At 33.9% G+C, this 14,109-nt stretch carries 15 protein-coding genes; 13 read left to right on the forward strand and 2 right to left on the reverse strand.

Features of this window, described 5'->3' with window-relative positions:
• Positions 1–117: 117 nt before the first annotated feature.
• On the forward strand, positions 118–948 hold the full coding sequence (locus STERM_RS09810) for a mannose/fructose/sorbose PTS transporter subunit IID (protein WP_012861444.1): 831 nt from the start codon (positions 118–120) through the stop codon (positions 946–948).
• Between the two features lie 35 nt (positions 949–983).
• The gene (locus tag STERM_RS09815; RefSeq protein ID WP_012861445.1) at positions 984–2,216 is read left to right on the forward strand and encodes a zinc-binding dehydrogenase; all 1,233 of its coding nucleotides are present in this window, start codon (positions 984–986) and stop codon (positions 2,214–2,216) included.
• Between the two features lie 79 nt (positions 2,217–2,295).
• On the opposite strand, the gene STERM_RS09820 is transcribed toward STERM_RS09815, so the two are convergent.
• Positions 2,296–2,784 carry a flavodoxin family protein gene (locus STERM_RS09820; RefSeq protein ID WP_012861446.1) on the reverse strand — a complete coding sequence of 163 codons (489 nt, stop codon included), beginning with the start codon at positions 2,782–2,784 and terminating at the stop codon, positions 2,296–2,298.
• 298 nt (positions 2,785–3,082) lie between these two features.
• Between STERM_RS09820 and STERM_RS09825 the strand changes: the two genes are divergently transcribed.
• From STERM_RS09825 to STERM_RS09850, 6 genes are all read left to right on the forward strand, one after another.
• Complete coding sequence (locus tag STERM_RS09825; RefSeq protein WP_012861447.1) at positions 3,083–3,544, forward strand: GyrI-like domain-containing protein; 462 nt, start codon at positions 3,083–3,085, stop codon at positions 3,542–3,544.
• A gap of 414 nt (positions 3,545–3,958) precedes the next feature.
• Positions 3,959–4,582, forward strand: coding sequence for a glycerol-3-phosphate 1-O-acyltransferase PlsY (plsY, locus tag STERM_RS09830; protein WP_012861448.1), 624 nt, complete (start codon positions 3,959–3,961; stop codon positions 4,580–4,582).
• Positions 4,579–5,583: an NAD(P)H-dependent glycerol-3-phosphate dehydrogenase gene (locus STERM_RS09835; RefSeq protein ID WP_012861449.1), complete on the forward strand. Its 1,005-nt coding sequence runs from the start codon at positions 4,579–4,581 to the stop codon at positions 5,581–5,583. Before plsY ends, STERM_RS09835 begins: the two co-directional genes overlap by 4 nt.
• Positions 5,584–5,596: 13 nt before the next feature.
• Positions 5,597–6,409, forward strand: coding sequence for a sigma-70 family RNA polymerase sigma factor (locus STERM_RS09840; protein ID WP_012861450.1), 813 nt, complete (start codon positions 5,597–5,599; stop codon positions 6,407–6,409).
• Between the two features lie 15 nt (positions 6,410–6,424).
• Positions 6,425–7,549, forward strand: coding sequence for a DNA polymerase III subunit beta (gene dnaN, locus STERM_RS09845; protein WP_012861451.1), 1,125 nt, complete (start codon positions 6,425–6,427; stop codon positions 7,547–7,549).
• Between the two features lie 74 nt (positions 7,550–7,623).
• Positions 7,624–8,034, forward strand: a complete 411-nt coding sequence (locus STERM_RS09850; protein ID WP_012861452.1) for a DUF4259 domain-containing protein — start codon at positions 7,624–7,626, stop codon at positions 8,032–8,034.
• A gap of 81 nt (positions 8,035–8,115) precedes the next feature.
• Here STERM_RS09850 and STERM_RS09855 read toward each other — a convergent pair whose 3' ends face one another.
• On the reverse strand, positions 8,116–8,436 hold the full coding sequence (locus STERM_RS09855; protein ID WP_012861453.1) for a hypothetical protein: 321 nt from the start codon (positions 8,434–8,436) through the stop codon (positions 8,116–8,118).
• Positions 8,437–8,649: 213 nt separating this feature from the next.
• Here STERM_RS09855 and dnaX point away from each other — a divergent pair, with 213 nt between their 5' ends.
• The 5 genes from dnaX (at position 8,650) to STERM_RS09880 (ending at position 14,055) form a co-directional block, all read left to right on the forward strand.
• The gene (dnaX, locus tag STERM_RS09860; RefSeq protein ID WP_012861454.1) at positions 8,650–10,140 is read left to right on the forward strand and encodes a DNA polymerase III subunit gamma/tau; all 1,491 of its coding nucleotides are present in this window, start codon (positions 8,650–8,652) and stop codon (positions 10,138–10,140) included.
• Positions 10,141–10,156: 16 nt separating this feature from the next.
• Positions 10,157–10,615, forward strand: a complete 459-nt coding sequence (gene rplI / locus STERM_RS09865) for a 50S ribosomal protein L9 (RefSeq protein WP_012861455.1) — start codon at positions 10,157–10,159, stop codon at positions 10,613–10,615.
• A gap of 2 nt (positions 10,616–10,617) precedes the next feature.
• A complete protein-coding gene (gene dnaB / locus STERM_RS09870; protein WP_012861456.1) occupies positions 10,618–11,994 on the forward strand; it encodes a replicative DNA helicase in 1,377 nt (458 codons plus the stop codon).
• A gap of 93 nt (positions 11,995–12,087) precedes the next feature.
• Entirely contained in the window at positions 12,088–13,350 is a 1,263-nt protein-coding gene (locus STERM_RS09875; protein WP_012861457.1) for a peptidase U32 family protein, read from the forward strand.
• Between the two features lie 114 nt (positions 13,351–13,464).
• Entirely contained in the window at positions 13,465–14,055 is a 591-nt protein-coding gene (locus tag STERM_RS09880) for an ACP phosphodiesterase (RefSeq protein ID WP_012861458.1), read from the forward strand.
• The last annotated feature ends 54 nt before the right edge of the window (positions 14,056–14,109 follow it).

Below are 14,109 nucleotides of genomic sequence, written 5' to 3' on the forward strand. Positions count from 1 at the left end.
AATTTCAAAATATTTATCAGCATGATTATTTGTTATATCTGAAAAAGAAATTCTGAGTAAAGTATTCAGGCAATAAAAATATTTAAGAAAATTGCCAAAATACCAGGAGGGAATAAAATGTCAGAAATAAAAACTAAGATAAACCGTAAAGATATGATAAGTACTTTCATAAGATCAAATTTTCAGCAGGCTTCGTTTAATTATGAAAGAATACACGGACTTGCATTCTGTGTGGATATGATTCCTACAATAAAGCGTGTTTATTCAAAAAAGGAAGATCAGATAGAAGCATTAAAAAGACATCTGGTTTTCTTCAATACGACGCCGGCTGTCTGCGGACCGGTTATAGGGGTAACAATTGCCATGGAGGAAGCTAAGGCAAGCGGTGCAGAAATAGACGACGGTACTATAAATAGTCTGAAAGTAGGACTTATGGGGCCGTTGGCAGGAGTAGGAGATCCTCTGGTATGGGGAACTTTAAGACCAATTACGGCAGCAATAGGTGCTTCATTGGCGTTATCGGGAACTATACTCGGACCTTTAGTATTCTTTTTAACATTTAATGCAGTAAGACTGGGGATGAAATGGTTCGGTCTGAAATACGGCATAGCAAAAGGGATGGATATAGTAAAGGATCTGTCAGGAAATATTCTTCAAAAGCTGACAGAAGGAGCTACTATTCTGGGACTCTTCATAATGGGAGTTCTTGTTACGAAGTGGACTTCAATAAACGTGCCGCTGGTAGTATCGGAAACTCCGGGACCAGATGGAAGCATGGTAGTAACAACAGTACAGAATATTTTGGATGATCTGGTACCGGGATTACTGGCTCTGGGTCTGACAATGCTTATGATGAAGCTTCTGAAAAAGAAAGTAAGTCCTATTGTACTGATATTTTCCTTATTTGCTGTAGGGATTATAGGTTATTGGTCAGGTATTCTTGGGTAAATATACAGTAGAATTTTGAAAGGTGAGGATAATTAATGAAAACAAAAGCGGTAAGACTTTATGGCAAAAATGATTTGAGACTGGAAGAGTTTGAGCTGCCGGAAATAAATGATGACGAAATATTAATGTCAGTAGTAACAGACAGTATATGTATGTCTACCTGGAAGCTGGCAAAGCAGGGTGAGGATCATAAAAAAACACCGGAAAATATAAAAGAAAAACCGATTATAGTAGGACATGAATTTTGCGGTGAAGTTATAAAAGTCGGAAAAAACTGGGGAAATAAATATAAGGAAAGCGAAAGATATGTAGTGCAGGCTAATCTGCAGCTGCCGGATGCTCCATGGTGTCCCGGTTATTCATATCAATACTGCGGAGGAGATGCTACATATATTATTCTGCCTGCTGATGTTATGAAACAGGACTGTCTGCTTCCGTACAACGGGGAAACTTACTTTGAGGGATCGCTTATAGAACCTTTATCTTGTGTAATAGGGGCATTTAAAGGAAACTATCATCTTATAGAAGGTACATATGATCATAAAATGGGAATAAAAGAGGGCGGAAATCTCCTTATATCGGGCGGAACAGGACCTATGGGTCTTCTTGCCATAGATTATGCACTTCATGGAGACATAAAACCTAAGAACATAGTAATAACAGATGTAAATGAAGAAAGACTGAAAAGAGCTTCCGAGCTTTATAAAACAGAGGGAGCAGTAAAAGTACATTATGTAAATACAGCTAAAATTGATGATGTTGTTGCTCATCTAAAAGAAACAGCCGGAGGAGGATATGATGACGTATTTATATTTGCTCCGGTGCCTGAACTGGTTACTCAGGGCTCAAAAATTCTGAATCCTGACGGATGTCTGAACTTTTTTGCAGGACCGCAGAACAAGGATTTTTCTGCTGAAATAAATTTTTATGATATACATTATAATTTTACACATTATGTAGGGACTTCCGGAGGGAATACTGATGATATGCGTGAGGCAATAAAGCTTATAGAAGATAAAAAGGTAAATGTGGCAAAGGTGGTAACTCACATTCTGGGTCTTGATGCAGTAGCAGAAACAACATTAAATCAGCCTGAAATAGCCGGCGGAAAAAAGGTAGTCTATACACAGAAAAAATTTATGCTGGAATCTCTTGAAAAGCTTATGCAGGATGAGAACAGCGAGCTTGGAAAAATATTAAAGAAAAATGACGGAATATGGTCAAAGGAAGCAGAAGACTATATAATGAAGAATACAGAAGAAATATAAAAGTTTTATTGAAACATTTTAGAAAAGTAACAGAATATTAAAAATAAAAAATCCCTCATTAATTAAGAGGGATTTTTCATTAGTCCAGCTTCTCTATAATTTCGTCAACCCATGAGCTTACTTTTGCATTAACTTCTTTCGGGTCGCTTTTTACCGGGCTGAGAAACTCCGTTTCACCGATAATATTATTATCTCGCAGAATATCATGTAACTTTATGAAGACTTTTCCTTTACCTCCTCTGGAACAGCAGAACAGTGCAATATTTTTATTTTGTATTGAATTTTCAGCCAGAAAAGTATTTAGGGCAGGAGCAAAGGAACCAGCCCACACAGGTGTACCGATAAAGATAAGATCATATTCAGCGGGATTAATATCAAACGGCTCCAGTTCAGGCTTTTCATTCTTAAAAATCTGTCTGCCGCCTGAAAGCAGTTTGAAAAGTCCTTTTTTATTATTGTCATGAACAGGCTTTAAACGCAGAATATCACCGTTAACAGCACTCTTTATCTGTTCGGCAATTAATTGGGTATTTCCGTCAAGTGAATAATAAACTGTTAAAATTTTCATGGGAACCTCCTTAATAAAAAGTATTTGAAAGATTTTTGTTAAATTATTTATTATACAGTTTGTAAGTTTTTTATAATCCTATATGTCATATTATTATAACAGCCTATTTTATCTGGTGTCAACAAGATTATTAAATATAGATGCTTTTTTTGAAAAAAAACAGAAAAATATATCAGACAAAAGAAAAAGAAGCAGATAGCGAAAAATAAAAAATAAGATTGAAATAATAATATGACAGAATCATGTCATATTAGATAGTGTATAATAAAGCATGCAATATAATTAGGAGGATAGTAACATGAAGTACGAAATAGTAGAAATACCTACTAAAACAATGGCTGGAATAAGTATTCGGACTACCAACGAAAATATGCAGGCTGTTAATGATATAGGGAAATTATGGGAAGAATTCTGGAACAAAAATATATTTAGCTTTACTGAAAATAAAAAAAACAATAAGATGTACGGAGTATACACCAATTATGAAGGTGATTTTACAAAGCCTTATGATTTTTACGCATGCTGTGAAGTAAGCAGTGAGGGGAACAATAACGATGAATTTTCTGTGATATCTGTTCCCGAATCAAAATACGCAAAATTTTCTCTAAGAGGGAACTATGATGAAGCTGCAGAAAAATTATGGAATACAATATGGGAGACAAAACTTGACAGAAAGTACACATATGACTTTGAGGTTTATCATAATGATGGTAATGACCCTGAAAATTTACTTCTGGAGATATATGTTGCCGTGAATTAATATATATTTCATGCTGAAAATGGCGGTTTATTAATTATCCGCCATTTTGAATTTTATAAAAATATACTTTGAAAATTATTGAATTTTAATATGAAATTTCTATGGAAATTATAAGGAATTTTTATATTTATTTACAGGAAATATATGTTATCATTTTTAGGTACAAATATGAGTTTCATATGAAATGAAAAATAATGTATAAAAAAACAAAACATTGAAATACATGTGTTATTAGTCGAAAGTATGATTGCTTGCTTTTTCCGTCTGAACTGCTGGATGCTTTGAAATATTTACAGCTTGACATCCTGAGCCAAAATGCTTATAATCAGATATAAGAAAAATAAATAGAAGGAATCAAAGCAAAATTGTATTTTTTACTTTGTTTTGTTTTATTTACAAAATATGGGAGGTATGATGAACCTAATTATAATGTGCATATTTGCATATTTTTTAGGAAGTATTCCTAATGCTGTATGGGTAGGGAAGGTATTTAAGAAGATCGATGTAAGAGAGCACGGAAGTAAAAATGCAGGATCTACAAATGCAGCAAGAGTACTTGGAGCAAAATTAGGGATATTAGTACTGATTTTAGATGTACTAAAAGGTGTGATACCGACGTATTTAGCCTTAGGAATTAATACACTCGGGAATATGACAGGCATAGCTGGGATTGATCCTATTATTATAGGTATAGTTGCTATTCTGGGTCATACATTTTCTATTTTCCTGAAATTTAAGGGAGGTAAAGGTGTAGCGACAACTTTGGGTGTTTTTTTGGTTCTTGCTCCAAAAGCAATATTATTTTTATTTATTATTTTCTTTGTACTATTTGCTGTTTTTAGATATGTATCGCTGTCTTCTATAGTAAGTGCCGCATGTCTGCCTTTTTTTATATATTTTATATATAAAAATATTCCGTTAACAGTGGTTTCTTTAATATTGGCACTGGTCATAATAGTAAAACACAGAAGTAACATACAAAGACTCATAAACGGAACAGAGAATAAATTTAAAGTAACTAAGGATGGTGAAAAATGAGTAAAGTATTAGTACTTGGCGGGGGTGGATTCGGAACATGCCTCTCAAATCTTCTTACTGAAAACGGAAATGATGTTTATCTTTGGGAATACAACGAAAAGGTAAGAGATGTAATACGAAAAGAGCATGAAAATACAGTTTTCCTTCCGGGAATAAAACTGTCAGAAAAACTAAAAGTGGTGGATGAGTATCAGAAGCTGCTGGGCGAAGAAAAGTTTGACTTTATTTTATTAGCGACACCATGCCAGTTTTTGAGAGGCATACTGAAAAATTTGAAAACTTCCTTGACGTATAAAGTAATAATTATAAATATTGCTAAAGGAATAGAAATAGCTTCGAAAAAAAGAATGTCAGAAGTAGTGGAGGAGGAACTGGACGGATGCGATTACGAATACGGGATACTCACAGGACCTACACATGCAGAAGATCTGGCAAAAAAAATGCCGTCGGCAATTCTTGCAGCATCAGTCAATCTTGAAACTGCCGAAAAAATACAGAAATTATTTAATAACGATTATTTAAGAGTATATACAGGAACAGATCTGATCGGTGCAGAGCTTGGCGGAGCACTGAAAAACTGTCTTGCTATAGCTGCGGGCATGGCAGACGGACTGGAACTTGGCGACAATTCCAAAGCAGCGCTTCTTACAAGAGGAATAAATGAAATAATAAGAATAGGAGAGTACTACGGAGCAGATCCAAAGACTTTTTTTGGTTTGTCCGGACTTGGTGACATTATAGTTACCTGTACAAGTAAACACAGCAGAAACAGATTTGTAGGCGAGCAGCTCGGCAAAGGAAGAAAACTTGCGGAAATATTAGAGAGTATGAACGGTATTTCAGAAGGATCAGAGACAATAAAAGCGCTTCATAATATTATTGTTGATGAAAACATAAATGCACCAATTTTTACTGAATTATACAAAGTCCTTTATGAAGATGAAACTCTGGAAAATTTATTTTATAACCTAATGAGTAGAAAACTAAAGTCAGAATTTTAGATGGAGATAGAGTATGGAAAAAGAATATAATTTAATTGATTTATATTTGAAGGATATTCAAAAATATGAATTATTAAATAGAGAAGAAGAATATGAACTCTTTAGAAGAATCAAGGAGGACGATTCTCAGGATGCAAGACACGAGCTTATTTTATCTAATTTAAGACTTGTAATAAGTATTGCAAAAAAATCTCTGGGGAACGGACTTCCGCTTATTGATCTGATAAGTGAAGGCAATATTGGTTTAATCAAGGCAATCAATAAATTCGACTATACTAAAGGACACAGATTTAGTACATATGCAGTGTGGTGGATAAAGCAGTCTATAAAAAAGGCTATTATTAATAAAGGAAGGGATATAAGAATACCTTCATATAAATATGAACAGCTTGCAAAAGTAAATAAAGTGATGGTTAACTATATAAATGATCATGGCGAGACACCAAGCGTAGCTTATATAGCGGAACAGCTGGAAATAAAGGAATATAAGGTAAGTCTCCTTATAAACGAATTTCAGGATATAATATCACTGAATGACGTCATAGGGGATAACATCTTTCTGGAAGATGTTATAGGGAATGAAGATAATATAGAAGAAAAAATAATAAAGAATGACCAGATAAACAAAATGCGTGAACTTCTTGATAATATATTAAGTGAAAGAGAAAGAGAGATAATAGAACTCAGATATGGATTATACAACAATAAAATGCATACCCTGAAAGAAATAGGCGATGAGCTGAATATAACAAGAGAGAGGGTAAGGCAGATAGAGAAAAAAGCAATTACAAAACTAAAATCTCATTTCCATGAGTTTTTTAAATAATATAAAGGAGGAATAATGCTAAATATAAAAGTAAATAGAAAAGATTTTCTCAAAGGATTACAGATAGTAGAAAATGCAGTATCGGAAAATAAAATCAGACCTGTAATTTCAGGTATTTTTATAGAAGCAAGAGAAAACGAAATATTTTTGAAAGGTACCGATCTTGAACTGTCAATAAACTTTAAGATAAACGGAGAAGTAAAAGAAAACGGCAAAATAGTTATTAAATATAAGCTTATAGAAGAATTTTTGAAGCAGATAGAGGATGAATTCATAGAGCTTATAGAAGAAAGCGGAAAAATAATAATAAAAACAGGAAAAATAAATTCGGAATTCTCTACTTATGATCCTGAAAATTATCCTGCCACACCTACTTTGGAATTAGGTGTAGAATATAATTTTGATAAGCAGAAGCTTTTGGAATCTATAGAAAAAGCCAGAATAGCAGCATCGCTTACACCTGAGAATCTTGCAGTTAACTGTATCAGATTTGAAATAGAGGAAAATAAGCTGAAGCTGGTATCTTCAGATACGTACAGACTGATTTATCTTGAGGAAGAACTGGATGAAGAAGAGAAAAACAAAGAAAGTCTGAGTGTGAGCATACCTCTGAAAACAATGGACGGCCTTCTAAAAATAATGAAGCTGACAAGTGAGGATAAAATTGTTTTAAAATCTGACGGAACAAAAGTATATTTCCAAATGGGAGATGTGGAAATTCTTACAAGAGTTATTGAATTGCAGTTCCCTGATTATAAAGCAATTTTAACAGGTGCCCAGTATGATAAAAAAATACTTCTTAATACAAAGGATTTTATTTCTGTATTAAAAAGAACACTTATATTCGTAAGGGATAACTATGAAGCTAAAAACAGCGGAATATTCAGCTTTGAAAATGACAAGCTTTTTTTGAACGGAATTAGTGAAAATGCTAAAATAAAAGAAGAAATACCAATTATAAAAGAAGGGGAAGATATTAAGATTTCCCTGAATGTAAAATTCTTACTGGACTATATTTCTACCATTACAGGAGAAGTTACGCAGCTGAAAATGCTTAATTCAAAGAGTTCGGTATTAATAACAGAAGAAAAAAATGATAAGTCGCTGTATCTTACAATGCCGTTGGCACTTAGAGATTAATAGCTTATCTGAATACACCTGAATTATAAGTGTATTAAAATAAAAATATAGTAGTAGTGTAATTAGGAGGAAGCATGGGAGCCTGGGGATATGGGTGTTTGGAAAATGATACAGCCCTTGATTTTATAGGTTATTTAGAAAATTATAAGGGGAAGGAACCTAGTTTAAAGAAAATATTAAGAGAAATGGAATATGATGCAGAGTATGTGGATTCAGATGTAGATGCCGAGATTCTTGCACTTGCAGCGGTAATTCTGAATCAGGAAAAGATAATAGAATTTACTGAAATAACAGAAGAAGTTCCATATCTGCCGCATACAAAAGATGATATAAAAGTATTAAAAGAACAGATTGAAGATATAGTTGCCAATTCTGAAAGCCATGAGCTTTATGAATTATGGGAAGAGACAGAAGCAGAAGACTTTAATGAATGGAAACAGGAAGTGGAGGATCTGGCAGAAGCTTTATCAGATCTTTTGAAATAGGAAAAAGGAGAGAAAATCTCTCCTTTTTACATTAGTATTTATTGAAATATAATTTCAGCTTTTTGATAAACAGATAGCTGGTTAATCTGTCCATATTCCGTTCATAGCAAAAGATTTACACGGTTTACCGGTTTTGTATTCAGCTTTGTATGCTTCCAGCTCTTTGTTATCCTGAATATTTTCATATATCATACGGAACATAGCACATTTAGCATAAATATTTCCAGCTTTATCAGCTTTTCTATAGTATTTTTCAGCTTTTTCAAAATTATTTTCTTCCTGATATTTAGCAGCTTTTGAAAATAACGAATCAGGATAAATTTTTACTCTCGTAATAAAAACTGCTGATATTTCAGCTGTTATCAAAATTATCAGTATAAAAATAAACAATGCTTTTTTCATTTTTTCCTCCTTGTTTCATTACTTATTCTATCATATAATCGGTTTTTAGTATAAAATATTTTATACAATTTTATTATGAAATAAATTACGGAATTTTGTTATAAAATATCATAGATTTTTAGAAAACAGACAGAATTTCAGCTGACGCGCAATTGCAAAAACAGCTTAGAAATGTTATAATTAAAGACAAACAAAAAATGGGAGAATTTTATAGTGAATATAACTTTATATAGAAAATATAGACCTCAAAATTTCGAGGAAATTGCCGGGCAGGGACATATAGTCAAGGCAATAAGAAATTCTTTAAAAGAAAATAAATTATCTCATGCTTATCTTTTCAACGGACCGAGAGGAGTGGGAAAGACTACAATAGCCAGATTAATAGCAAAAGGGGTTAACTGTCTGACTAACGGTATTTCCGACCATCCATGCGGTACTTGCGATAACTGCCGCGAAATAGCAGCGGGGATTTCTATGGATATGGTGGAAATAGATGCTGCTTCAAACAGAGGAATAGACGAGATAAGAGAGCTGAAAGAAAAAATAAACTATCAGCCTGTAAACGGCAATAAAAAGGTATATATAATAGATGAAGTTCACATGCTTACAAAAGAAGCATTTAATGCTCTTTTGAAGACTCTGGAAGAACCGCCTTCACATGTTATATTTATTCTTGCTACTACTGAGGTGGATAAAATACCTGATACTGTAATATCAAGATGTCAAAGATATGACTTTCTTCCATTAAATATGAATGATATTATAGAAATGCTGAAAATGGTTGCTGAAAAAGAAAATATAAAAATAGATGAGGAAAGTCTGAAGCTTATTTACAGAAAATCCGAAGGAAGCGCCAGAGACAGTTTTTCTATTTTTGAACAGGTAGCATCTAATTTTTCCGGTGAAGAAATAGATATAGAAAAGACTCAGACAGCTTTGGGAGTGATCCCTGACAAGCTTTTGAATGAATTTCTGACAGTGGTATCCAATGGAGATAAAATCGGCGGAATAGATTTTGTGGATAAATTATGGGAAGATGGTATTCTGATAGAAAATTTTCTGAAGGATTTTTCATATTTTTTGAAGGAAAATCTAAAAAGAGAGGATTCTATCGGGATAGACAGAACTTTATCACTAATAAGCGTAATTTACTTTGTTCTGGGAGAATTCAGATATGAAGAGGACAAAAGGCTGCTTGGTTATGTTCTTATAAATGAAATATTCAAACAAGAGGCACCCGTTGTTATTACAGAAGTAAGACAGGAATATAAAGCAGCAGAATCAGCTCCGAAAAGTACTCAGGAGATACCAGCGGGCAATACTCAGATACAGGAAACAGCTCCGAGTCCTTCTGTGGAACTTTCCGATCTTAATATAAATATTATAGAAAAAAAATGGCCTTTATTTAAGGGAGAGCTAAAAAAAGAGAGCATCATGCTGTCTGCATTCCTTACAGATACCACTCCTGTGGAGCTGGAGGGTGATAAGCTGATGCTGGGGCTTCCGGGATGGCAGTCCTTCCACCGTGAAAAAATAGAAGATAAAGATAATAAGCTTAAAATAGAAAAAATATTAAAAAAAATATACGGTGCGAAATTAATTATAAATACAAAATTAATCGGAGAACAGCCGAAAAATGAATCTGACGAATTCATCAATAAAGTCATAGACTTTTTTGATGCTGAAATAATTGAAAAAAAATAAGACGGGAGTGAATGGTATGAAAGTAAAAGTGATACTAAAAGAGAATATCAAGGGCGTAGGAAAAAAAGATGAAATAATAGAGGTTAAGGACGGTTATGCAAATAACTTTTTATTTGCACAGAATAAGGCAGTTCCTGCCACTGAGGAAAATATAAAGAAGCTTCAAAATAAAGCAGAAAAAAATAAGAAGGACCATGCTAAGGAAGTAAAAAAAGCAGAGGAAATAAAAGGAAAAATTAATAATAAGGAAATAGTTCTTGCAGTAAAGGCAGGAGAAAACGGAAAGGTTTTCGGATCAATAGGATCAAAGGAAATAGTGGATGAAGTAAAAAAAGTTTTTGGACTGGCTATAGATAAGAAAAAAATAGATGGTGAAAATTCAAGAATGAAAGAATTAGGCGTTCATGATGTGGAAGTAAAGCTGCACAGCGAGGTAAAGGCCATATTAAAAGTGAAATTAATAAATAAGGAGTAAATATGGACCAGAATGCAGTAAAAACACCATATAATATAGAAGCGGAAGAGGCGCTTCTGGGGTCAATATTCATAAAACCCGATGTTCTTTCGGAAATTATAGAGCTTGTTACAGAAGATGATTTTTATAAAAATAACTATAAAATTATTTTTATGGAAATGAAGGAAATATACAGAAGTTCAGCAGTAATAGATTCATTACTGCTGATAAATTCTTTAAACAGAAAAGGTGTTCTGGAAGATATAGGCGGAGAACAGCTTATATATGACCTTACAGAAGCAGTTCCTACTGCTGCCAATGCAAAGATGTACGCACAAATAATCAGAGACAACGCAGTGCAGAGAAAGCTGATAGATACAGGAAGTAAAATAGTCGAAATGGCCTATAAAGGTTATGATGATGTGCAGACAATGCTTGATAAATCTGAAAGCATGATTTTTAAAATAGCAGAATTCAAGCAGAAAAAAGACGTAATAACATTAAAGGAACTGGCAAATCTGGAATTGGAAAGAATGGAAAAAATGCCTAAAGGATCAGGAATAACAGGTATCAGTTCAGGATTCACGGATTTTGATTCTATGACAAGCGGATTTCACGGTTCTGACCTTCTTATTCTTGCGGCAAGACCTGCTATGGGGAAAACCGCTTTTGCTCTAAATCTGGCACTGAATATAGCAAGACAGAATAAATCAGTGCTGGTTTTCAGTCTGGAGATGTCAAATGTGCAGCTTTACCAGAGACTTCTTGCAATGGAGACAAGGATACCGCTTACTAAGCTGAGAGAAGCAAGGCTATCGGAAACAGAATGGGCTGCACTGGCAAACGGAGTCGGGAAGCTTGCAGATCTTCCGTTTTATATCTCTGATGCACCGGGAATCAATGTTCTTGAGATAAAAGCAATAGCACGTAGACTGAGAGCCGAGGGGAAGCTGGATGCTATTGTAATAGATTATCTTCAGCTTATTACAGGTACTGACGGAGGAAGAAAGAGCAGGGAGCAGGAAATATCAGAGATATCAAGATCATTAAAAATAATAGCCAAAGAGCTGGATATTCCTGTAATAACACTTTCACAGCTGTCAAGAGCACCGGAATTAAGAGCAGATAAAAGACCTATGTTATCAGATTTGAGAGAATCCGGAGCCATAGAACAGGATGCCGATATAGTTCTGTTTTTATACAGAGATGAATATTATAATGAACAGAACAGGGGAGAAGGCGGCGAAAGTACTCCTAATCCTGAGCCGGCAGTGGTAAATAACATACCGGTAACTGAGGTAATTATAGGTAAGCAGAGAAACGGTCCGGTGGGAACCGTAAAAATAGGATTTCTGAAAGAACAGCAGAGATTTGTAAATATAACTTTCAGAACGGATTAATAACTTATAGACAGCTGTACTTAATTATATGAAAAAGTCTTTCATCTTTAAATCAGACTGTAAGACAGCGCATAAGATTAATTAGGAGGAAAAATGAACACAAGAAAAATCGAATTATTAGCACCCGCAGGTAATCTTGAAAAACTGCAGTCTGCATTTCATTTTGGAGCAGATGCCTGCTATATAGGCGGAAATGCTTTTAATTTAAGAGGGATGTCAGCAAATTTTAAGAACCCTGAACTGGAAGAAGCAGTAAAATTTGCACATAATATAAATAAAAAAATCTATATAACCTTAAATATATTTGCACATAATAAAGAGATTGACCATCTTCCGGAATTTATAAAATTTCTGGAAGGTGCAAATGTAGATGGAGTAATAGTAGCAGATTTAGGAGTTTTTCAGCTGGTAAGGGAAATAGCCCCTGATCTTGATGTGCATGTAAGTACACAGGCTAATAATACAAACTGGAGAAGTGTAAAGCTGTGGAAAGATTTAGGAGCTAAAAGAGTAATACTTGCCCGTGAAATGTCTCTTGATGAAATAAAAGAAATAAGGGAAAAAGTTCCTGACATTCAGCTGGAAGTGTTTATTCACGGAGCAATGTGTATGGCAGTATCGGGAAGATGTCTTCTGAGTAATTATTTTACAGCAAGAGATGCTAACAGGGGAGTATGCGCACAAAGCTGCAGATGGAATTATAAGGTTGTCGCGGAAAACAGACCCGGACAGTATCATGATGTGGTAGAGGATGAAGACGGTACATTCATATTTAATGCAAAAGATCTCTGCACTATTGAGTTTATAGACCAGCTCATAGAAACAGGAGTAGATTCGCTGAAAATAGAAGGACGTATGAAAAGCATCTATTATAATTCCACAGTAGTAAAACAATACAGAGAAGCAATCGACCTCTATCTGAAAGGTGAGTATAAATATGATCCTAAGTGGCTTCATGAGCTTCAGACAATAAGCCACAGACTTTACTCAAAAGGATTTTATTTGGGAAAAACAACAGAGGAAGACCAGAATTATAATACTAATCTATCTTACAGCCAGACCTATCAGTTGGTAGCAAATGTACTGGAAAAAAGAGAAAATAATCAGTATCTGCTTCAGATAAGAAACAGGCTGTCAGTCGATGATGAGGTAGAATTGATAAGACCTGCAGGAGATCCGCAAAAATTCAGAATAACAGAATTTTTAAATACAAAAAATGATGAGACAGTAAATGTAGTGCACCCTAATACACTTGCACTTATTACAAGCGAACTGGAAATGGAACCAAAGGACTTATTAAGAGTAAAGCTTCCTTTAGGCGAAAGTGAAAGCGATATAGATAAAGAAAGTAATTAACAAAGAACTTGCCTTGAAGGTGAGTTTTTTTCTTTATTGATATAAAAACTAAAATTAGACTTATTTTAAAATATAGTATAAAATGTAGTTATAATAATGTAAAGGAATGATAATATGAATTTTCTTGGGCATTCAAGAATCTCTATGGAGATTGACATAAAAACTATGTATGGTAATTTTACGGGTGATTTTTATAAAGGCAGACTGGAGAATCTTAAGCTTCCCTCTGATGTGAAAAACGGTTTGTTTCTGCATAGAAAAATAGATTCAATATCTGATACAGGAAATATTCTTACCGAAAAGATAGATAAAAAATTCTCTATTTTCAGGGGGGTTATTTCTGATATTATAATAGATCATTTTCTTGCACTGGAATGGGAGAAGCTGTTTAATGAAGACCTGAATGACAGTATAAAAATGGTATACAGAGAACTGGACAAATACAGGGATATTTATACGAAAGATTTCACAGAAGTTTATAACTGGATATCCCAAAATAACATACTCTATTCTTATAAAAATCCTGAGAATATAAAAAAGACTTTTGCAGGAATTTCTAAAAGAGTGAGAAAAGGAAATATATTAACAGAGGTATATGATGAGCTTATAAAAAAATATGATTTATTCCACAGGCTGGGTATAGAGGAATTCAGGAGGACAGCAGATATCGTCCATACAGAATACGCACCTTTTGACAATAAATAAGCTGTCAAAGGTAATTCTATATAATAAAGTTCTTTAGTTATGATATAATACGAA

It is taken from the genome of Sebaldella termitidis ATCC 33386, from assembly GCF_000024405.1.
GTDB classification, from domain to species: Bacteria; Fusobacteriota; Fusobacteriia; order Fusobacteriales; family Leptotrichiaceae; genus Sebaldella; species Sebaldella termitidis.

What these genes read in the sequence shown, in the direction of transcription:
- STERM_RS09810 (WP_012861444.1), top strand. Translation starts at nt 118, where the DNA reads ATGTCAGAAATAAAAACTAAGATAAACCGTAAAGATATGATAAGTACT.
- STERM_RS09815 (WP_012861445.1), top strand. Translation starts at nt 984, where the DNA reads ATGAAAACAAAAGCGGTAAGACTTTATGGCAAAAATGATTTGAGACTG.
- STERM_RS09820 (WP_012861446.1), bottom strand. Translation starts at nt 2,784, where the DNA reads ATGAAAATTTTAACAGTTTATTATTCACTTGACGGAAATACCCAATTA.
- STERM_RS09825 (WP_012861447.1), top strand. Translation starts at nt 3,083, where the DNA reads ATGAAGTACGAAATAGTAGAAATACCTACTAAAACAATGGCTGGAATA.
- plsY (WP_012861448.1), top strand. Translation starts at nt 3,959, where the DNA reads ATGAACCTAATTATAATGTGCATATTTGCATATTTTTTAGGAAGTATT.
- STERM_RS09835 (WP_012861449.1), top strand. Translation starts at nt 4,579, where the DNA reads ATGAGTAAAGTATTAGTACTTGGCGGGGGTGGATTCGGAACATGCCTC.
- STERM_RS09840 (WP_012861450.1), top strand. Translation starts at nt 5,597, where the DNA reads ATGGAAAAAGAATATAATTTAATTGATTTATATTTGAAGGATATTCAA.
- dnaN (WP_012861451.1), top strand. Translation starts at nt 6,425, where the DNA reads ATGCTAAATATAAAAGTAAATAGAAAAGATTTTCTCAAAGGATTACAG.
- STERM_RS09850 (WP_012861452.1), top strand. Translation starts at nt 7,624, where the DNA reads ATGGGAGCCTGGGGATATGGGTGTTTGGAAAATGATACAGCCCTTGAT.
- STERM_RS09855 (WP_012861453.1), bottom strand. Translation starts at nt 8,436, where the DNA reads ATGAAAAAAGCATTGTTTATTTTTATACTGATAATTTTGATAACAGCT.
- rplI (WP_012861455.1), top strand. Translation starts at nt 10,157, where the DNA reads ATGAAAGTAAAAGTGATACTAAAAGAGAATATCAAGGGCGTAGGAAAA.
- dnaB (WP_012861456.1), top strand. Translation starts at nt 10,618, where the DNA reads ATGGACCAGAATGCAGTAAAAACACCATATAATATAGAAGCGGAAGAG.
- STERM_RS09875 (WP_012861457.1), top strand. Translation starts at nt 12,088, where the DNA reads ATGAACACAAGAAAAATCGAATTATTAGCACCCGCAGGTAATCTTGAA.
- STERM_RS09880 (WP_012861458.1), top strand. Translation starts at nt 13,465, where the DNA reads ATGAATTTTCTTGGGCATTCAAGAATCTCTATGGAGATTGACATAAAA.